Source organism: Roseovarius roseus, from assembly GCF_043355935.2.
Lineage (GTDB): Bacteria > Pseudomonadota > Alphaproteobacteria > Rhodobacterales > Rhodobacteraceae > Roseovarius > Roseovarius roseus.
The window spans coordinates 15391-31647 of the sequence record NZ_JBHFPE020000010.1; the positions used below are offsets into that span (position 1 = coordinate 15391).

The window sequence follows — 16257 nt, forward strand, 5'->3', positions numbered from 1 at the left end:
GCAAGCTCGCGCTGAGGTCTGCACCTCGCCCTGCGCCCGCGGCACAGCTATTTCTCCTTCGCGCCGATGTTTGCTTGCCATGTATCGCCGAGGCGTTACGGTCGAGGGTTAGATCGCCGCCTCTTGACTACCAAGCGAAAAAAATGGGCACGCGATCGCTCTGGGAGGAGAAAACATGACTACAAACAATAAAATTGACCGACGCTCGTTTTTGACCAAATCGGCCCTTGCGGGAGGGGTCGCCACAGGCAGCATGCTTGCCGCGCCTGCCGTGCTGGCGCAATCGCCAATCGTCATCAAGATGCAGACATCCTGGAACGACGCCAATATCTGGCAGGAATTCGCGCGCGATTACGCGACCCGCGTCGAGGAGATGTCGGGCGGGCGGCTGAAAGTGGATGTCTTGCCCGCTGGTGCCGTCGTCGCGGCATTCCAGGTGCTGGACGCCGTCAATGACGGTCTGATCGACGCGGCCCATTCGGTGCCGGTCTATTGGTACGGCAAGAACAAGGCCGCGTCGCTCTTTGGCACCGGCCCGGTCTTTGGCGGCTCGGCCACGACGATGCTGTCATGGTTCTATCAGGGCGGCGGTCAGGAGCTGTATAACGAACTGATTCAGGATCAGATGGATCTGGACGTTGTCGGCTATCTGGGTTTTCCGATGTTCGCGCAGCCCTTCGGCTGGTTCAAGGACGAGGTCAATACCGTATCTGACCTTCAGGGTTTCAAGTATCGCACCGTGGGCCTTGCCGCCGATCTGATGTCCAAGCTGGGCATGTCCGTTGCGCAGTTGCCGGGGGGCGAGATCGTGCCCGCCATGGAGCGCGGGGTGATCGACGCGTTCGAGTTCAACAACCCGTCCTCGGACAAGGATTTTGGCGCCCATGATGTGGCCAAGAACTACTACCTGTCGTCCTATCACCAGGCGTCCGAGAGCTTCGAATTCCTGTTCTCGCGGACTTTCCTCGAGGATCTGGAACCCGATCTGCAGGCTATCCTGAAATATGGGGTCGAGGCCGCCTCGACGGCGAACACCGCCAAGGCGATGGACCGTTATTCGGCCGATCTGCAATTCCTGCAGAATGAGGCCGGTGTCACGGTGCACCGCACCTCGAAAGAGATCCTGGATGCTCAGCTCAAGGCCTGGGACGAGCTGATCCCCGAGCTGGAGACGGACCCGTTCATGAAAAAGACCCTCGACAGCCAGCGCGAGTGGGTCAGCCGCGTATCCTATTACGAGTTGATGAACTCGCCCGATTATGGACTGGCCTACGAGCATTACTTCCCCGGCAAGGTCAAACTCTGATCGCATTGACGTAGGATAATGCGAACCCCGGCGCGGCATGCCATGCCGGGGTTCGCGTGTGAGGGGCAGGGGCACCATGATATCATTCATCCGGTTCGCCGATAACCTTTCCGCATGGTTCGGAAAGGCATTCGCGTGGCTTATTCTGCTGATGTCCATCGGGACCGGCTACGAGGTTTTCGTCAGGTATGTTCTGAACAATCCAACCGCCTGGGCGCTGGACGTGTCGTTCATCATGTATGGCACCCTCTTCATGATGGGCGGGGCCTACACCCTGTCGCGGGGCGGGCATGTTCGGGGCGATTTCCTCTACCGGCTTTTGCAGCCGAGAACGCAGGCCAAGATCGATCTGGTGCTCTACATCGTTTTCTTCTTTCCCGGCGTGACCGCACTGATCTTTGCGGGCTGGAAATATGCCGCCCGGTCATGGGGCTATGGCGAGGTTTCCGTCAACAGCCCGGCGGGCGTGCCGATCTACCAGTTCAAGGCGGTAATCGTCGCGGCGGGCATTCTGCTCTTCATTCAGGGGCTGGCGCAGGTCTGCCGCTGCTTGCTGGCCATGCGCGACAATTACTGGCTGGAGGCCGATGAAGACGTGTTTGAGACCGAAAATCTGATGATGCAGGCGGCCAACAAGGCCGAGAAGGATCATATCACATGACCGATCCACAAATCGCCCTGATGATGCTGGGATTGTTCATCATCTTCGTGTTCCTCGGCTTTCCGATCGCATTTACGCTGATGGCCATGGGCATCGGCTTTGGCTATTACGCCTATTTCGACGCGCGCCGCATGTGGCGCAGTTTTGACCGATTAGACGAGACCGCCGGACAGTGGGAGCAATGGTCGACCTGGATCGAGGGGTTCTTCAACAATCGAATATTCGACCTCTTCGTGAACCAGACCTTCACGGTGATGTCCAACGAGGTACTGACGGCCGTGCCGCTCTTCCTCTTCATGGGCTATATCGTCGAGCGCTCGAACATCGTGGACCGCCTCTTCACCACGCTCAGCATCGCGTCCAAGAATGTGCCCGGCTCGATGGGTGTGGCCGCGCTTATCACCTGCGCGCTCTTTGCCACCGCCACCGGGATTGTGGGCGCGGTGGTGACGCTGATGGGGCTGCTGGCGCTGCCCGCTATGATGAAGGCGCGCTATGATCCGGCCTTTGCCTCGGGTATCATCTGTGCGGGCGGCACGCTGGGCATCCTGATCCCGCCCTCGATCATGCTGATCGTCTATGCGGCGGCGACCAACGTGTCGATCGTGCGGCTTTATGCGGCGGCCCTGCTGCCGGGGCTGACGTTGGTGGGGCTCTACCTCATCTACATCGTCGGCCGGTCGATCCTGCAGCCGTCCTCGGCGCCGCGTCCCACTGATGACGAGGTGCCAGACATGCCAATGGGCAAGCTTCTGGTGATGATCATCACCTCCTTCGTGCCGCTGGCCTTCCTGATCTTCGCGGTGCTCGGCTCCATCCTCTTCGGCCTCGCCACTCCGACCGAGGCGGCCTCGATCGGCGCGCTGGGCGGGATCTTCCTGGCCTTCGCCTACCGCGCGATGACGTGGCAGCGGATGCGCGAAAGCGTCTATCTGACCGTGCGCACTACGGCGATGGTCTGTTGGCTTTTCGTCGGCTCCTACACATTCTCGGCCGTGTTCTCGTATCTGGGCGGCGAGCATGTGATCTCGGAATTCGTGCAGTCGCTGGACCTTTCGCCGATCATGTTCCTGATCCTCGCGCAGCTCATCATCTTTTTGCTGGGCTGGCCGCTGGAATGGTCCGAGATCATCATCATCTTCGTGCCGATCTTCCTGCCGCTGCTGGTGGTCTTCGAGATCGACCCGCTTTTCTTCGGCATCCTCGTGGCGCTGAACCTACAGACCAGCTTCTTAACGCCACCAATGGCCATGTCGGCCTATTACCTGAAAGGGGTCGCCCCGCCCGAGCTGCGCCTGACACAGATCTTCCGGGGAGTGATGCCGTTCCTGCTCTGCGTCCTCATCTCGATGGTGCTGATGTATGCCTTCCCGTCGATCGTCTTCTACCTGCCGGAGCTGTTCTATGGGGGCTGAGGCAAGAAACCCCGGCCCGCAGCCGGCCGGACAGCCCGCCAGCGCCGCGCTCCTGCGCGAGAGGCTCGCCTCAGGCGCGCTGGACGCGGCCGCGTTGGTCGAGGCCTGCATCGCCCGGATCGAGACGCGCGAGCCGGAGGTGGGCGCGTGGGAATGGTTCGATCCCGAGTTCGCCCGCGCACAGGCGCGCAGCCTCGATGCGCATCGCCGGGCGGGCCGTCCGCTTGGGCGCCTGCACGGGCTGCCGGTGGGCGTCAAGGATGTCATAGACACCATGCGCATCCCCACCGCCAACGGCTGCGCGCATGATGCCGGGCGGGTGCCGCTCAGGGATGCCTTCGTGGTCGAGCGACTCAAGAAAGAGGGCGCGATCCTCATGGGTAAGACGGTCACGACCGAGCTTGCCTTCATGCATCCGGGCAAGACCGCCAACCCGCATAACCTGGCCCATACGCCGGGCGGATCATCGTCAGGCTCGGCTGCGGCGGTGGCGGACGGCATGGTGCCGCTGGCGATCGGCACGCAGACGGGCGGGTCGATCATCCGACCCGCCTCTTACTGCGGCGTGACGGGCTACAAGCCCACCTTCGGCGCGATCCCGCGCCGGGGTATCCTGCCGCAATCGCCCACGCTGGATACGGTGGGCGTCTTTGCCAGCGATCCCGCCGGCGCCGCCCTGCTGGCCGAGGTGCTCTTTGGCTATGATGCCGACGACACGGCGACGCATCTGGAGCCCGCGCCTGCGCTCTTCTCCTCTGCCATGTCAAAGCCGCCGCTGGCCCCGGTCTTCGGCTTCATGCGCCCGCCGGGATGGGAGGGCGCGGACCCGCAGCTGCGCGAAGCCTTTGGCGAGCTGGTGGGCGCGCTTGGCGATCAGGCGTTCGAGTTGCCGGTGCCCGGCGTCTTTGGCAGCGCGGCAGAGCTGCGCAAGCTGATCAATTTCGCCGAGATGTCCTATCACTATTATCCTTATTGGCGCGATGCCAAGGACCAGCTGGGGCAGGTGACCCGCGACGCGATCGAGCAGGGCAACGCCGCGCTGGCGCGCGACTACCTCTCGGCGCTCGACAGGCCCAGGCTGATGAATGCCGCGCTGGACGAGATGCTGGCCCGGTGCGACGTGATCCTCTGCCCGGCTGCGACCGGACCGGCGCCCAAGGGGCTGGAGACAACCGGAGATCCGATCTTCAATGGCCTCTGGACCTATTGCGGCACCCCCTGCATCAGCCTGCCGCTGCTGACCTCGCAGGAGGGGCTGCCCATGGGGGTTCAACTGGTCGGCGCGCGTGGAAACGACGCGCGGCTGATCCGCACGGCGCAATGGCTGTTCGACTGGGCGGATGGGAACGACAATGAGGAGTGACGACATATGAACCGGTTCCTTGCGCTCTTGGCCTTCATCGCGTTGGCGGTGTTTCTGCTGATCCTCGCGGTCAAGGTGCCCAGCGTCGATCTGATCATCGTGATCGTCATCACGCTGGCCTTTGTTGCCTATGATTTCGTCACCTCCAGCCGCAACAAGCAGGACTGACCCCGCGTGAAGCCCGTCATCTGGATCACCCGAACCTTGTCTGCGGCCACGCTGGAGCGGGCCGCGCGGGATTACGAAATCATCTGGGACGCCTCGGATACGCTCGGTAGCGCCGGGGATATCATCGCGATGAGCGCCAAGGTGGATGGGATCATCCCCTGCCATTCCGAGCATTTCACGGCAGAGGTGGTGGCGCAGCTCGACCCGCGCCTGAAGATCGTGGCGAACCATTCGGTCGGCGTGGACCATTGCGATCTGCCCGCGCTCAAATCGAAAGGGATCACTGTCACCAATACGCCTGGCGTTCTGTCGGATGCGACTGCCGAGTTGGCGATGATGCTGATGCTGGGCGCTGCCCGTCATGCGGTGGCGGGCGACCGCATCGTCCGGTCGGGCGCGTGGACGTCGTGGTCGCCTGCATTTCTGGTGGGCAAGCAGGTGACGGGCGCGCGTCTGGGGATCATCGGCATGGGCGGCGTTGGCCGGGCCTTTGCCCGCAAGGCGCGCGGGTTCGACATGGAGATCCATTATCACAACCGCAGCCGTCTGCCCGAGGCGGAGGAAGCGGGAGCGACCTATCACGAGGATCTGGACGGGCTGCTGGCCGTCTCGGATTTCCTGTCGCTGCACTGCCCGGCTACACCCGAGACGACCGGGCTGATGGATAAGGCCCGCCTTGCCCGCCTGCCCAAGGGCTGCATCCTTGTGAACACGGCCCGCGGCAGCCTCATCGACGAGGCGGCGTTGCTGGCGGCCATCGAAAGCGGACATCTGGGCGGCGCAGGCCTCGACTGTTTTCAGACCGAGCCCGGCGGCAACCCGGCCTTTGCAAGTCATGAGAACATCGTGATGATGCCCCATGTCGGCAGCGCGACGGTCCGCACCCGTGATGCGATGGGGTTCAAGGCGCTGGACAATCTCGACGCCTTCTTTCGTGGGGACACCCCGCCCGACCGACTTTGAACGGAATTTTGACCTAGGACATTGCGCCCCGCGCGCCTGCGTGTCCATATCGTGACATGGATATTTTGAATATGGATGCGCGCGCCCAGTCCGGCGCGCTGGAGCGGGGGGATCTGTCAGCGGCAGAGCTGATGGAGGCCACCTTGGCGCGGATCGCGGCGGTCAATCCGCGCGTGAATGCAATTGTCAGCCTGCGCGACGCGGATCAGCTGCGCGCCGAGGCGCGGGCGGCGGATGAGGCGCCGCGCAAGGGATGGCTGCACGGCATGCCCATCGCGATCAAGGATCTGGCCAATGCGGCGGGCCTGGCCACCTCGCGCGGATCGCCCCTGTTTGCGGGGCAGATGGCCGAGACGGATGACATCATGGTCGCGCGGCTGCGCGCTGCCGGGGCAATCATCATCGGCAAGACCAACACGCCCGAATTCGGGCTTGGCTCGCACACGTTCAACCCGGTGCATGGGGCGACGTGCAACCCCTATGATATCTCGCGCTCGGCCGGGGGGTCTTCGGGCGGCGCGGCGGCGGCCCTTGCGACCGGGATGCTGGCCGTTGCCGATGGCTCGGACATGATGGGTAGTCTGCGCAATCCAGCCGGATGGAACAACGTCTATGGCATGCGCCCCAGCTGGGGCACCGTGCCGAGCGAGCCTGTGGGCGACATGTTCCTGCACCAGCTTTCGACCGCCGGGCCGATGGCACGGACGCCCGCCGATCTGGCGGGACTGCTGGATGTGATGACGGGCCGGGATCCGCGCCAACCGCTCAGCGTCGATGGAGCCAAGACCCTTGCGGGCACCGATGACGCGCCGAGCGGGCTGCGCATCGGTTGGCTCGGTGATTGGGACGGCGCCTTTCCCTACGAGGCCGGAATTGCAGAGATATCCGAGGCGGCGCTTGGCCAGATGGGCGATCTGGGCCACCGGATCGAAAAGTTACCGGCGCCCTATGACGCCGAGGCGATCTGGCAGTCGTGGATCGACCTGCGCTCTTTCGCCGTGGCGGGCAATCTAGGCGCGCTCTACGCCGACCCGGCCAAACGCCCTTATCTGAAGCCTGCCGCCCTTTGGGAGGTCGAGCGCGGCCTGGCGATGACGGCGCCGCAGGTCCAGCGCGCCAGCGAAATCCGCTCGGACTGGTTCCGCAGGACCACCCAGCTCTTCGGGACCTTTGACGTGCTGGTGCTGCCTTCGGCGCAGCTCTGGCCCTTCGATGTCACCTGGACCTACCCCGAACGTATCGCCGGGCGCGATATGGATACCTATCACCGCTGGATGCATGTGGTCGTGCCTGCGGGGCTCATCGGCCTGCCTGTGGTCAATGTGCCGGTGGGATTTGGCGAGGGGGGCCTCCCCGCCGGGATCCAGCTGATCGGACCGCGCGGAAGCGACGGGGCGCTGTTGAGACTTGCGCAGCAATGGCACGGCGCAACCGGCTGGCCGCAGAAACGCCCGCCGCCCTTGGAATAGGAGGAACCAGATGGACATCACTGCCGATCGCGCCCACGGGGTGCCCGAGCTGCGCACCCCCACGCCCGAAATCCTGCGCGCCGCGCTGGTCGCCGGGTGGCAGGATTTCCGCGCCGCACCCGCGTTCGGTCTGATCGTCGCGTTCCTGTGCCTGCTGGCGGGGTGGAGCATGACGGCCCTTACCGTCTGGGCCGGGCACACCTTTTGGTTCGTGCTGGGCGTCTTCGGGTTTCCGCTGGTTGCGCCCTTCGCGGCGCTGGGCACTTACGAGGTCTCGCGCCTGCGCGGGCTGGGCGAGAAACCCTCGGTCGGGCGCGTCCTGCATGCGCTGCGCTACGAGCGGGCGCGCCACCTGCCCATGCTCTGCGCGCTGATGATGACGATGCTGCTATTCTGGTTCTTTCTGGGGCACATGATCTTTGCCCTCTTTCTGGGCCTCAAGCCGATGACCAACATCATGTCCTCGGGTGAGGTGTTTTTCAGCACCAATGGCCTGATGATGCTGGCCTTCGGCTCGGTTATCGGGGCGGGGTTCGCGCTGTTTCTCTTCTCGATCTGCGTGATCGGCCTGCCGCTGCTGCTGGACCGCGAGGTGGATTGCATCACCGCGACCGCGCGCAGTGTCATGGTGGTGGCGTCCCGCCCCGCGTTGATGCTGGGCTGGGCCGCCTTTATCGCGGTGGTGCTGGTGCTGGCGATGATCCCGGCATTTCTAGGCCTGCTCGTGGTGCTGCCTTGGCTGGGCCACGCATCCTGGCATGTCTATGCCGGGCTGAAGACAGACTAGGCGGGCCTTACGCCACGCGGTTTTTCCGGAGCCCCGCGCGGAGTGCACGCAGCGAGAAGCCCGCGATGGGCCGCGCGTTCCACTCGCGGAGCAGATCGACATGGCGGCGCATCTGTCGTCCGCTCTTGGCCAATCGGCGTGCTGGCTTCGCCGTGAATCCGGCCTCGTGTATTTGCGGAAAGAGGGCCGCGATCTCGGCCAGGCTTGGCGCCGAAAGCATGCGCAGCGCCTGCGGGCCAAGCAGCAGGCTTTCGCTGGGGGCACCATTGCCAAAGACGATCTGATGGGTGTCAAAGAGCAGGTGATAGTAGGTGACGCCCGCGCGGTGCCGGTCCACCATGATGCCCGGCAGGCCGACAAGGTGAATGGCCGGGATCAGCGTCTCGCCACTGCCGAACGCATCGCGCGCAGCCGCCCCGCGTACCAGCATCCGGTGCTGACGCGAAACGGAAAGGTTGTCCCGTGGGCAATCGGGGCCAAGCGCCCCGGCTTCGATCAGGATCGGACAGAGTGTCTCATCCTCCTGCAACTGCGCTGCCGAATACTGCATGCTGCCGATCCAGCGCAGCGGCAGCGCGCCGTGGTCGGCGGTCATGATGAGCTGGCCGGGCGTCAGCTCTTCGATGGGGCGGGGGCCGTCCTCGGTCTCGATCAATGTGCCGCTGGCAAAGCAGACGGCGCCGTTGATGGTGATCGTGACATCCTGCGTATCCGTGCTGCCATCGGAATCCAGCATCGTGACGGTAAACACGTCGGTCAGCGTGTCGCCCGGATCCAGTGCCTTGACCACCGGATTGCTGTCGTTCAGATCATAGCTCCAGACGCCGGTCGTGGGGTTGATCGTCGCGGTGCCATAGCCCGCCGCGCTGCTGATCGACCAGGTGTCGTCATTGGTGCCGGTAAAGGCCCCCACATCGTCCAGATTGCCGGTGACGATCGCCCCGCTACCCTCCAGAACCGAGCCGGAGGTATCGCCGCCAATGGTCGGCGTGCCCATCAGACCGCCTCGGCGTCAAGATGACGCCCGAACTGTCCGACGCCATATGAGGCCAGCCGAACGGGGGCACCATCGCGCTCGCGCGTCCACTCGATGATCCGGTAGCGCGTGGCCTGGCGGTTATGCCAAAGCGTGCGCACGCGCCGCACCTCAGGTTTCTGGGCGAGCACCTCCAACACCTGTTCCAGATGACCAAACGGTGCCACGAGGTCCATGATCCATTTCGACGTGCCGCCGTTCCACTGGTGCGCCTCCAGACTCTTGTGCTCCAGCGCAAGGCGCCGCTCGGCGTCGGGGTCCAATCCGGCCCATGTGACGAAGGCGCGCGGATAGCCGTCGCTTCGGAAGATCCGGTATTGCCCCAGCCTCAGCGCCGGTTCCAGATCGGTGACAAGCTGGGCATGGCTGCGTGTCTGGTGAAAAGGGCTGAGCGCCGCAAGAAAGCTCATCGCGCCCAGATCTGCCAGCATGTCCTGAGGCCAGTTGAACCAATCGTGCGGAAAGGGCTCGGGCCGCTCGCCCTTGCGCGCAGCGTTGCTCAGGACCGCGAGGTGGCGAAGCGAGGCGCGAATGAAATCCTGATCTTGCGTGCTCACCAATGGGCCTGTCGGGCTATGGGGCAATGGCACGGTTCTTCGCGAGGTGCGAAACTGCTGTTCCTGGGAATTGAGGCCAGGAAATGTCGGCGCGGCCATGTGTGCCCGGTTCTGAGGACTGCTCTTTACGGCGCATTGATGCGCTCTTGGGTTTGAAGGGTAAGCCAGAAGCGCCTTGTTTTTCAAGAAATCTCTGCATGTCGCGGATGCGCCGCGCGCGGGTGTTGCCCAGCGGCCCGGTGCCCGCGTGCGGCGCGATGCATCTACGAGCTGAGGTAGATCGTGTAGACCAACGCAATCGTGAGAAGAAATACCGTCTCCACGATCAGGATGAGACTGTAGCTGAACTTCACCTTGACAATCCGCCCCAGACTGGTCTTCACGCCAAGCGCCGAGATCGCTATAACGAGGCACCAGCGCGACACCTCGTTGAGCACGGCGAGGGGCGCGGCCGGGACGATCCCGGTATTCGCCGCGACGGCGCAGAGCGCGAACATCACCAGGAACCACGGCACGCTGAGACGCTGTTGCTGCGCGCCCCGGAAGCTGAGCATCACGACCAGCATCACCACCGGCAGCAGCGCGACGCGCAGGATCTTGACATAGGTGGCGATGACGCCGGCCTCTTCGCTGATCGAATAGCCAGCCCCGACGACCTGCGCGACATCATGGATGGTCGCGCCCACCAGAAAGCCGCTCTGGACGTCGCTGAGGCCCAGCGACTGGAAGAGGATCGGGTAGGTGATCATCGCGATGGTCGACAGGGCCGTGACGCCGATCACGACGAAGAGCGTGTCTTGCTCGCGATCCTTGTGCGTGGGCAGAACCGAGGCGATGGCTAGGGCCGCGGAGGCGCCGCAAATCGCGACCGACCCGCCAGCGAGCATTCCGAAGGCCAGCCGACGCCCGAAAAGGTAGGACATCAGCGCCCCGCAGGCGAGCGTCGCCAGAACGAAGCCGATGACCGCGGCGACGGGGGCGAAGCCAAGGCTGGTCACCTCGGCTATCCCGAGGCGCAACCCCAAGAGGCCGACGCCGAAGCGCAGCAGCGTTTTTGCCGCAAAATCAATGCCCGCAGCGCAGCTTTCCTCTGCCGACAGGAAATGAAAGGCGATGCCTATCAGCAGCGCAAAGAGCATGACCGGCGCGCCGTAATGCTCGGACATGAAGGTAGCAGAGGCCGCGATGACCGTGGCCAGCAGCAGCCCGCCGAAATAGGGCTCGATCCGGGATTTCATGAGGGTGACGATGACGAGGCTCCCGGATTGGGGGTGGGATCGGCAGGACTCTGACGCGCTTGGAGAGCGGTCTTGCAGGGTGGTCGCGGCGTTCGGTCAGGCGGGCTCGGGCCGCAGCCGCAACTCGGCAGAGCGCGCATGGCCCTCCATTCCCTCGACGCGGCTGATGCGCGCGGTGCGCAGCGCCAGCTCGTGCGAGGCGGCGGCATCGCAGCGCTGCCATGTCACCGTCTTGGTGAACTTGTGGACCGAGAGCCCGCCGGTATAGCGCGCCGCGCCGCTGGTCGGCAGCACGTGGTTCGGCCCCGAAGTCTTGTCCCCGAAGGCGACGGTGGTCTCCTTGCCCAGAAAGAGCGAGCCATAGGCCGAGAGGCGGTTCAGCCACCAGTCCAAGTCCTCGGCCTGCACCTGCAGATGTTCGGGTGCGTAGCGGTCTGAGACTTGCGCGGCCTCCTCGCGGGTATCGCAAAGGATCACCTCGGCGCGCTCGTCCCAGGCGGTGCGGGCGGCCGTCCTGTTCGGCTCGGGCAGGCTGTCGATCACCTGGGGCGCACGGGCGATCACATCATTGGCCAGCGCGCGGTCGGTGCTTACCAGCCAAACGGGGCTGTCCATGCCATGCTCGGCCTGGCTGACCAGATCCCAGGCGACGGTCTCGGCCGAGGCGGTATGATCGGCGATGACGAGGCTATCCGTCGGCCCGGCGAACATGTCGATGCCGACCTCGCCGAAGAGCATCCGCTTGGCCTCGGCCACATAGCTGTTGCCGGGGCCGACGAGGATATCCGCAGGCTTGCCGCCGAACAGACCCTTGGCCATGGCGGCGATACCCTGCACGCCGCCGAGGTTCAGGATCAGGTCCGCGCCGCAGAGGTCCATCGCAAAGACGATTGCATCAGGGATGCCGATATCGGGGCGCGTGGGCGAGACGGCGGTGATATGCGGCACGCCCGCGACCTTGGCAGTGGTAATAGTCATCAACGCACTGGCGACATGGCTGTAGCGGCCACCGGGAACGTAGCAGCCCGCGCTCGATACCGGGATCTGTTTTTGGCCGGCGATCAGGCCCGGCATCACCTCGATTGCGCACTCGCCCATGGTCGCCTTCTGCGCCTCGGCAAAGCGCTGGATATTGGCCTGAGCAAAGCGGATGTCGTTCTTGAGGCCCTCGGGCACACGGGCGCAGGCGGCGCGGCGGGCCTCGTCCGACAGCACGATCTCGCCAGTCCAGCCGTCCAGTTTCTGCGCGTAATCCCGCACGGCCGCCTCGCCCTCGCGCTCGATATTGGCCAGCATGATGGCCACGATGTCGCGGATATCCTTGTTCTCGACCGCGGGGCGGGGATCGGCAGTTTTGAGGTAGGTAATGGCCATGGCGTCAACTCGATTTCATCTGGGTGTGGTCACGTATCGCGCGGGCCAGCACATCGACCGTGTCGATGATGGGCACGTCGGCACGCAAATCGGGGGCGAGCAGCGAGAATTCGGAGCAGGCGACGAAGAGGCACGCGGCGCCCTTGGCTGCCATTTCATCCGCGGCATCCTGCAGGATCTGCCGCGCATGTAGCGTGGCGCCATTGGCCTTGATGCTGCGGATCGCGTCCAGCATGGCCCCCGTGTTCTCGGGCCAAAGCGCGCTCATGCCCGCGCGGCCCAAGGCCGGATCGAACACCCCGGCGCGCTGCACGGCGGGCGAAGCAAGCATGCCGATGCTGGCGCCTTCCGGCACGGTCTGCGCAGCGTGGGCGACCGAGAGATCGACCATGTCCAGCAGGGGGATACTGACGGCCGCCACGATCTGCGGCGCGTAGTGATGCGCCGTGTTGCAGGGCATCGCCAGCGCCGTGGCGCCCGCCGACTCCAGTCTTTGCGCCATTTGTGCAAGGGTAGGTGCGGGGTCGATCCCGGTGCCTTCGATCAGGTGGGCGATACGCGAGGGCACCTGCGGGTTCATGTCGATCAAAAGTGGGATGTGATCCGCATCGTCGCGGGCCGTCACCGTCGCCAGAAGGCGCTGCTGCAACAGGATGGTTGCCTCGGGACCCATACCCCCCAGCACGCCGACAAGATTGCCACTCATGGCGCCACCTCATTCGCTGCGTCGCCGATCAGCCGCGCGATCAGGGCGCAATCGGCTTCGGAGAAGCTGAGCGGAAGGCGCATGTCGAAGAGCGTGGCAAGGATGCGGTCCGTCCGGGGCAGGTCCTGCGCCGTCACGTAACGCCAACTGGGATGGGCCGAGGTGAAGCCAAGAGGGTCGGCCGCGCCAAACCATTTCAGCTCGACCCCGCGCGCCTTGGCCGCATCCATGAAGGCGCGGCATTGATCGACGGTGAAGTTCGGCGTCCGAAACTGAATGGACGAGCCGACATGAAGCTCTGCCGCAGGCAGGGCGATGGTGGTGATGCGCGGATGGCCTTTCAGTCCCGCCTCGACGGAGTGGTAGCGCGCGTTCCAACGCTCCACATTGGCATCCAGCTGCGCCAGTTGCGGGCGCAGGATGGCGGCGCGGAGTGCATCCATTCGGGCCGAGCAGTTGGGCATGTCGTAGCGTGCCTCGGCATAAGCCTCAGGCGCGGGGCCGGCGCCGTGGCGCGCATACATCATGTAGCTGCCCGAGAGGATCGTCGCCCGCGCGGCAATCTCGGCGTCATCGGTGGTCAGGAAACCGCCCTCGCCGGAGTTCATGTGCTTGTAGGTCTGGGTCGAAAAACAGGCCACCTTGCCGAAATTGCCCGAGCGCGTATCGTTCCAGCGTGCACCCATCGTATGGGCGCAATCCTCGATCACGGTAACACCCGCGCCGTCGCAGATGCGCATCAGTCGGTCCATGTCGCACAGATGGCCGCGCATGTGGGACAAGAGCAGCATATGCGCGCCGGAGGTGGCGATCTTGGCCTCCAGATCATCCAGATTCAGCCGCAACGCTTCGTCAATCTCGACCAGAACTGCATGGCCGCCCACGGCGCTGATGGCCCCGGGCACGGGGGCGAGGGTAAAGCCGTTGGTCAGGACTGCATCGCCGGATTGCAGCCCGCAGGCGCGCATCGCGATCTGCATCGCCTGACCCCCGGAGGTGACGGCAAGGCAATACGCGCTGCCTTGCCAATCGCGATACTCTGCCTCAAGCTGCGCCACCTCGCCGACCTCTCCCTCACCAAGGTTATAGCGGTGCAGCCGCCCCGACTGCAGGACCGCCACCGCGGCGTCGATCGCCTCGGCTGGGATAGGCTCCTGCTGGGTGAACGAGCCTGTAAACCTATGTGCCACGGCGGCGTCCATCGTCAGAGCGTGACCCAGCGGTCGCTGTTTTGAAACGCGAAATCATAGCCGCCAAGGGCCGCGGCGCCGCCTGTGTGCAGGAACACCACCCGCTCGCCCGTGAACTCGCCCTTGCGTGCCAGATCGATGAGGCCCGCGGCCCCTTTGGCCGAATAGCAGGGGTCCAGAAGGATGCCTTCCAGCTCGGCGAACATGTGGATCGCCTCGATGCCGCTCTCGGTGGGCAGGCCGTAACCTTCGCCAACGTAGTTGGTGTTGGCCATCACATGCTCGCGCTGGACCACGCCGGGGCAGCCCAGCTTTTCCGCCGTCTTGCAGGCAAGGTCATAGACCATCTGCTCCTGCTTGGGCTGCGGTGCGCGGGTGCCTATGCCAAGGATGGGAATCTGCGAATTCATCGCGCACATGCCGGTCACAAGGCCCGCCTGCGTGCCCGAGGATCCGGTGGCATGAACGATGCGGTCGATCTTCATGCCCGCATCATTCACCTGTGCCAGCAATTCGAACGCGCAGTTCACATAGCCAAGCGCGCCCGTGGGGTTCGATCCGCCGCCGGGGATGACGTAGACCTTGTGCCCCTCAGCGCGCTTTTTCTCGGCCGCGCGCTCCATCTCGCCGGGCATGTCATGGCCGCCGGGGAATTTCTGCGTCGTCGCGCCGTGCAGGTGATCCAGCAGCACGTTACCGTTGCCGTTGTAATTGGCATCGTCATAGCCGGTGCGATCCTCGAGGAGGATGTGGCAGGCCAAGCCCAGCTTGGCCGCAGCGGCGGCGGTCTGGCGGCCATGGTTGGTCTGGGTGGCGCCCTGCGTCATCACCATGTCGGCGCCTTGCTCCAGCGCCTCGGCCATCAGGAATTCCAGCTTGCGGGTCTTGTTGCCGCCGGTGGAAAGGCCGGTGCAATCATCGCGCTTGATCCAGAGATCAACGCCCAGTTCTTCTGACAGCCGTTTCATCGGCTCCAGCGGAGTGGCCAGATGGGCGAGGCGAACGCGCGGAAAGCGGGACAGGTGCATCTTGATATCCTTGTGATTGCGAGGAGGGAGCGCGCGGTGCGGCCTTGGCCGAGAGTTGCGCGCGGCGCCGTGACGGAGAAACGCCAAAGGCGCTGGCGTAGAGTTTGGAGAAGCTCGACGGGCTGCCGAACCCGCAGGCCACCGAAATTTCGGCGACTGGCAGGGCGGTCTGCTCGATCAGGGTCTTGGCCCGGCGCAGGCGCAGCTGCCGGTAGAAGGCCGCCGGGCTTTGCCCCAGGAACAGCTTGAATTTGCGTTCGAACTGGCGGATCGACACGCCCGCGATGGTGGCCAGTTGGGACATGGGCAGCGGATCTTCCAGATGCTCTTCCATCGCGGCGATGGCCGTCTCCAGATTGACCAGGCGCAGGGCGTTGACGTCGTTCTCGCTGCGCGGCTGCGGGGCTGCGCCGTCGCGGATGCGGTCCATCAAAAGGACGTTGCCCACCGCCTGCGCCAGCCAGGCCGAGCGCGGCGCGACGATCTGATTGAGGATCACGTCGGCGGCCGAGATCATGCCCGCAGCCGTCGTGATACGGCCCCTCCGGGTGAAGAGCGGCAGACCGCCGCCCAGCTCGCAGAGCGCCGTGGACCAGACCTGATGATCCTCCCAATGGGTGGTGATCTGCTCGGCCTCGGGGTTCAGCCTTTGCCATTCGGTCGCGGCATCGGACATCAGAAGGATGTCCTGCCCCATCCGCTCGCACCAGCGCAGGCGCGGTAGCAACTGTTGAAAGCGTGCACCAATCCCGGCGCCGCCCAGCACGACGAGGTGATCGGGCGGGGTGGCATCGTCCAGCGGCAGGGGCGCCGCGCGGACCAGCATGCCGCCCATCGCCTCGACCAGCTCCGATCCCGCGGTGCTGCAAACCCGCAGGTCAAAGCAGATGCCTTGGCCCAGCCGGGTCGCGATGCGCAAGGCATCCTGAACCAGTGCCAGCTCGGTCGCGACGAACCCGTCTTCGACCAGTAGAGTGACCTGAACCCGCGTCATGG

At 64.6% G+C, this 16257-nt stretch carries 16 protein-coding genes; 8 read left to right on the forward strand and 8 right to left on the reverse strand.

Features of this window, described 5'->3' with window-relative positions; all coding sequences use genetic code 11:
• Positions 1-175: 175 nt before the first annotated feature.
• The 8 genes from ACEWPL_RS14100 (at position 176) to ACEWPL_RS14135 (ending at position 8132) form a co-directional block, all read left to right on the forward strand.
• Positions 176-1306: a TRAP transporter substrate-binding protein gene (locus ACEWPL_RS14100; protein ID WP_393932120.1), complete on the forward strand. Its 1131-nt coding sequence runs from the start codon at positions 176-178 to the stop codon at positions 1304-1306.
• Positions 1307-1382: 76 nt separating this feature from the next.
• A complete protein-coding gene (locus tag ACEWPL_RS14105; protein ID WP_393932118.1) occupies positions 1383-1967 on the forward strand; it encodes a TRAP transporter small permease subunit in 585 nt (194 codons plus the stop codon).
• Positions 1964-3382 carry a TRAP transporter large permease gene (locus ACEWPL_RS14110; protein ID WP_393932115.1) on the forward strand — a complete coding sequence of 473 codons (1419 nt, stop codon included), beginning with the start codon at positions 1964-1966 and terminating at the stop codon, positions 3380-3382. The genes ACEWPL_RS14105 and ACEWPL_RS14110 overlap by 4 nt, the downstream gene beginning before the upstream one ends.
• Positions 3372-4745: an amidase gene (locus ACEWPL_RS14115; protein ID WP_393932113.1), complete on the forward strand. Its 1374-nt coding sequence runs from the start codon at positions 3372-3374 to the stop codon at positions 4743-4745. Before ACEWPL_RS14110 ends, ACEWPL_RS14115 begins: the two co-directional genes overlap by 11 nt.
• 6 nt (positions 4746-4751) lie before the next feature.
• The gene (locus tag ACEWPL_RS14120) at positions 4752-4913 is read left to right on the forward strand and encodes a hypothetical protein (RefSeq protein ID WP_393932111.1); all 162 of its coding nucleotides are present in this window, start codon (positions 4752-4754) and stop codon (positions 4911-4913) included.
• A gap of 6 nt (positions 4914-4919) precedes the next feature.
• Positions 4920-5876 (forward strand): 2-hydroxyacid dehydrogenase, encoded by a 957-nt coding sequence (locus ACEWPL_RS14125; RefSeq protein WP_393932109.1) that lies wholly within the window; start codon positions 4920-4922, stop codon positions 5874-5876.
• 56 nt (positions 5877-5932) lie between these two features.
• Positions 5933-7345, forward strand: coding sequence for an amidase (locus tag ACEWPL_RS14130; RefSeq protein ID WP_393932107.1), 1413 nt, complete (start codon positions 5933-5935; stop codon positions 7343-7345).
• A 10-nt stretch (positions 7346-7355) separates the two neighbouring features.
• Positions 7356-8132, forward strand: a complete 777-nt coding sequence (locus tag ACEWPL_RS14135; protein WP_393932105.1) for a DUF2189 domain-containing protein — start codon at positions 7356-7358, stop codon at positions 8130-8132.
• Between the two features lie 7 nt (positions 8133-8139).
• Here ACEWPL_RS14135 and ACEWPL_RS14140 read toward each other — a convergent pair whose 3' ends face one another.
• The 8 genes from ACEWPL_RS14140 to ACEWPL_RS14175 all read right to left on the reverse strand — a co-directional run bounded on the left by ACEWPL_RS14140 (position 8140) and on the right by ACEWPL_RS14175 (position 16255).
• Complete coding sequence (locus ACEWPL_RS14140) at positions 8140-9129, reverse strand: Hint domain-containing protein (protein WP_393932103.1); 990 nt, start codon at positions 9127-9129, stop codon at positions 8140-8142.
• Entirely contained in the window at positions 9129-9725 is a 597-nt protein-coding gene (locus tag ACEWPL_RS14145; RefSeq protein ID WP_393932100.1) for a toxin-activating lysine-acyltransferase, read from the reverse strand. The genes ACEWPL_RS14140 and ACEWPL_RS14145 overlap by 1 nt, the downstream gene beginning before the upstream one ends.
• Positions 9726-9988: 263 nt before the next feature.
• A complete protein-coding gene (locus tag ACEWPL_RS14150; protein ID WP_393932097.1) occupies positions 9989-10963 on the reverse strand; it encodes a YeiH family protein in 975 nt (324 codons plus the stop codon).
• A 96-nt stretch (positions 10964-11059) separates the two neighbouring features.
• Positions 11060-12337: a histidinol dehydrogenase gene (gene hisD, locus ACEWPL_RS14155; protein ID WP_393932095.1), complete on the reverse strand. Its 1278-nt coding sequence runs from the start codon at positions 12335-12337 to the stop codon at positions 11060-11062.
• 4 nt (positions 12338-12341) lie between these two features.
• Positions 12342-13043, reverse strand: coding sequence for a cysteate racemase (gene cuyB / locus ACEWPL_RS14160; RefSeq protein ID WP_393932093.1), 702 nt, complete (start codon positions 13041-13043; stop codon positions 12342-12344).
• A complete protein-coding gene (locus ACEWPL_RS14165) occupies positions 13040-14233 on the reverse strand; it encodes a DegT/DnrJ/EryC1/StrS family aminotransferase (protein ID WP_393932091.1) in 1194 nt (397 codons plus the stop codon). The genes cuyB and ACEWPL_RS14165 overlap by 4 nt, the downstream gene beginning before the upstream one ends.
• A 14-nt stretch (positions 14234-14247) precedes the next feature.
• Positions 14248-15261 (reverse strand): D-cysteate sulfo-lyase, encoded by a 1014-nt coding sequence (cuyA, locus tag ACEWPL_RS14170; RefSeq protein ID WP_393932089.1) that lies wholly within the window; start codon positions 15259-15261, stop codon positions 14248-14250.
• On the reverse strand, positions 15170-16255 hold the full coding sequence (locus ACEWPL_RS14175) for a GlxA family transcriptional regulator (RefSeq protein ID WP_393932087.1): 1086 nt from the start codon (positions 16253-16255) through the stop codon (positions 15170-15172). The genes cuyA and ACEWPL_RS14175 overlap by 92 nt, the downstream gene beginning before the upstream one ends.
• Positions 16256-16257: the final 2 nt, after the last annotated feature.

Excerpts from the sequence above, each read along its gene's own strand:
- ACEWPL_RS14100 (WP_393932120.1), top strand. The coding sequence starts at position 176 with ATGACTACAAACAATAAAATTGACCGACGCTCGTTTTTGACCAAATCG.
- ACEWPL_RS14105 (WP_393932118.1), top strand. The coding sequence starts at position 1,383 with ATGATATCATTCATCCGGTTCGCCGATAACCTTTCCGCATGGTTCGGA.
- ACEWPL_RS14110 (WP_393932115.1), top strand. The coding sequence starts at position 1,964 with ATGACCGATCCACAAATCGCCCTGATGATGCTGGGATTGTTCATCATC.
- ACEWPL_RS14115 (WP_393932113.1), top strand. The coding sequence starts at position 3,372 with ATGGGGGCTGAGGCAAGAAACCCCGGCCCGCAGCCGGCCGGACAGCCC.
- ACEWPL_RS14120 (WP_393932111.1), top strand. The coding sequence starts at position 4,752 with ATGAACCGGTTCCTTGCGCTCTTGGCCTTCATCGCGTTGGCGGTGTTT.
- ACEWPL_RS14130 (WP_393932107.1), top strand. The coding sequence starts at position 5,933 with ATGGATATTTTGAATATGGATGCGCGCGCCCAGTCCGGCGCGCTGGAG.
- ACEWPL_RS14135 (WP_393932105.1), top strand. The coding sequence starts at position 7,356 with ATGGACATCACTGCCGATCGCGCCCACGGGGTGCCCGAGCTGCGCACC.
- ACEWPL_RS14140 (WP_393932103.1), bottom strand. The coding sequence starts at position 9,129 with ATGGGCACGCCGACCATTGGCGGCGATACCTCCGGCTCGGTTCTGGAG.
- ACEWPL_RS14150 (WP_393932097.1), bottom strand. The coding sequence starts at position 10,963 with ATGAAATCCCGGATCGAGCCCTATTTCGGCGGGCTGCTGCTGGCCACG.
- hisD (WP_393932095.1), bottom strand. The coding sequence starts at position 12,337 with ATGGCCATTACCTACCTCAAAACTGCCGATCCCCGCCCCGCGGTCGAG.
- cuyB (WP_393932093.1), bottom strand. The coding sequence starts at position 13,043 with ATGAGTGGCAATCTTGTCGGCGTGCTGGGGGGTATGGGTCCCGAGGCA.
- cuyA (WP_393932089.1), bottom strand. The coding sequence starts at position 15,261 with ATGCACCTGTCCCGCTTTCCGCGCGTTCGCCTCGCCCATCTGGCCACT.
- ACEWPL_RS14175 (WP_393932087.1), bottom strand. The coding sequence starts at position 16,255 with ATGACGCGGGTTCAGGTCACTCTACTGGTCGAAGACGGGTTCGTCGCG.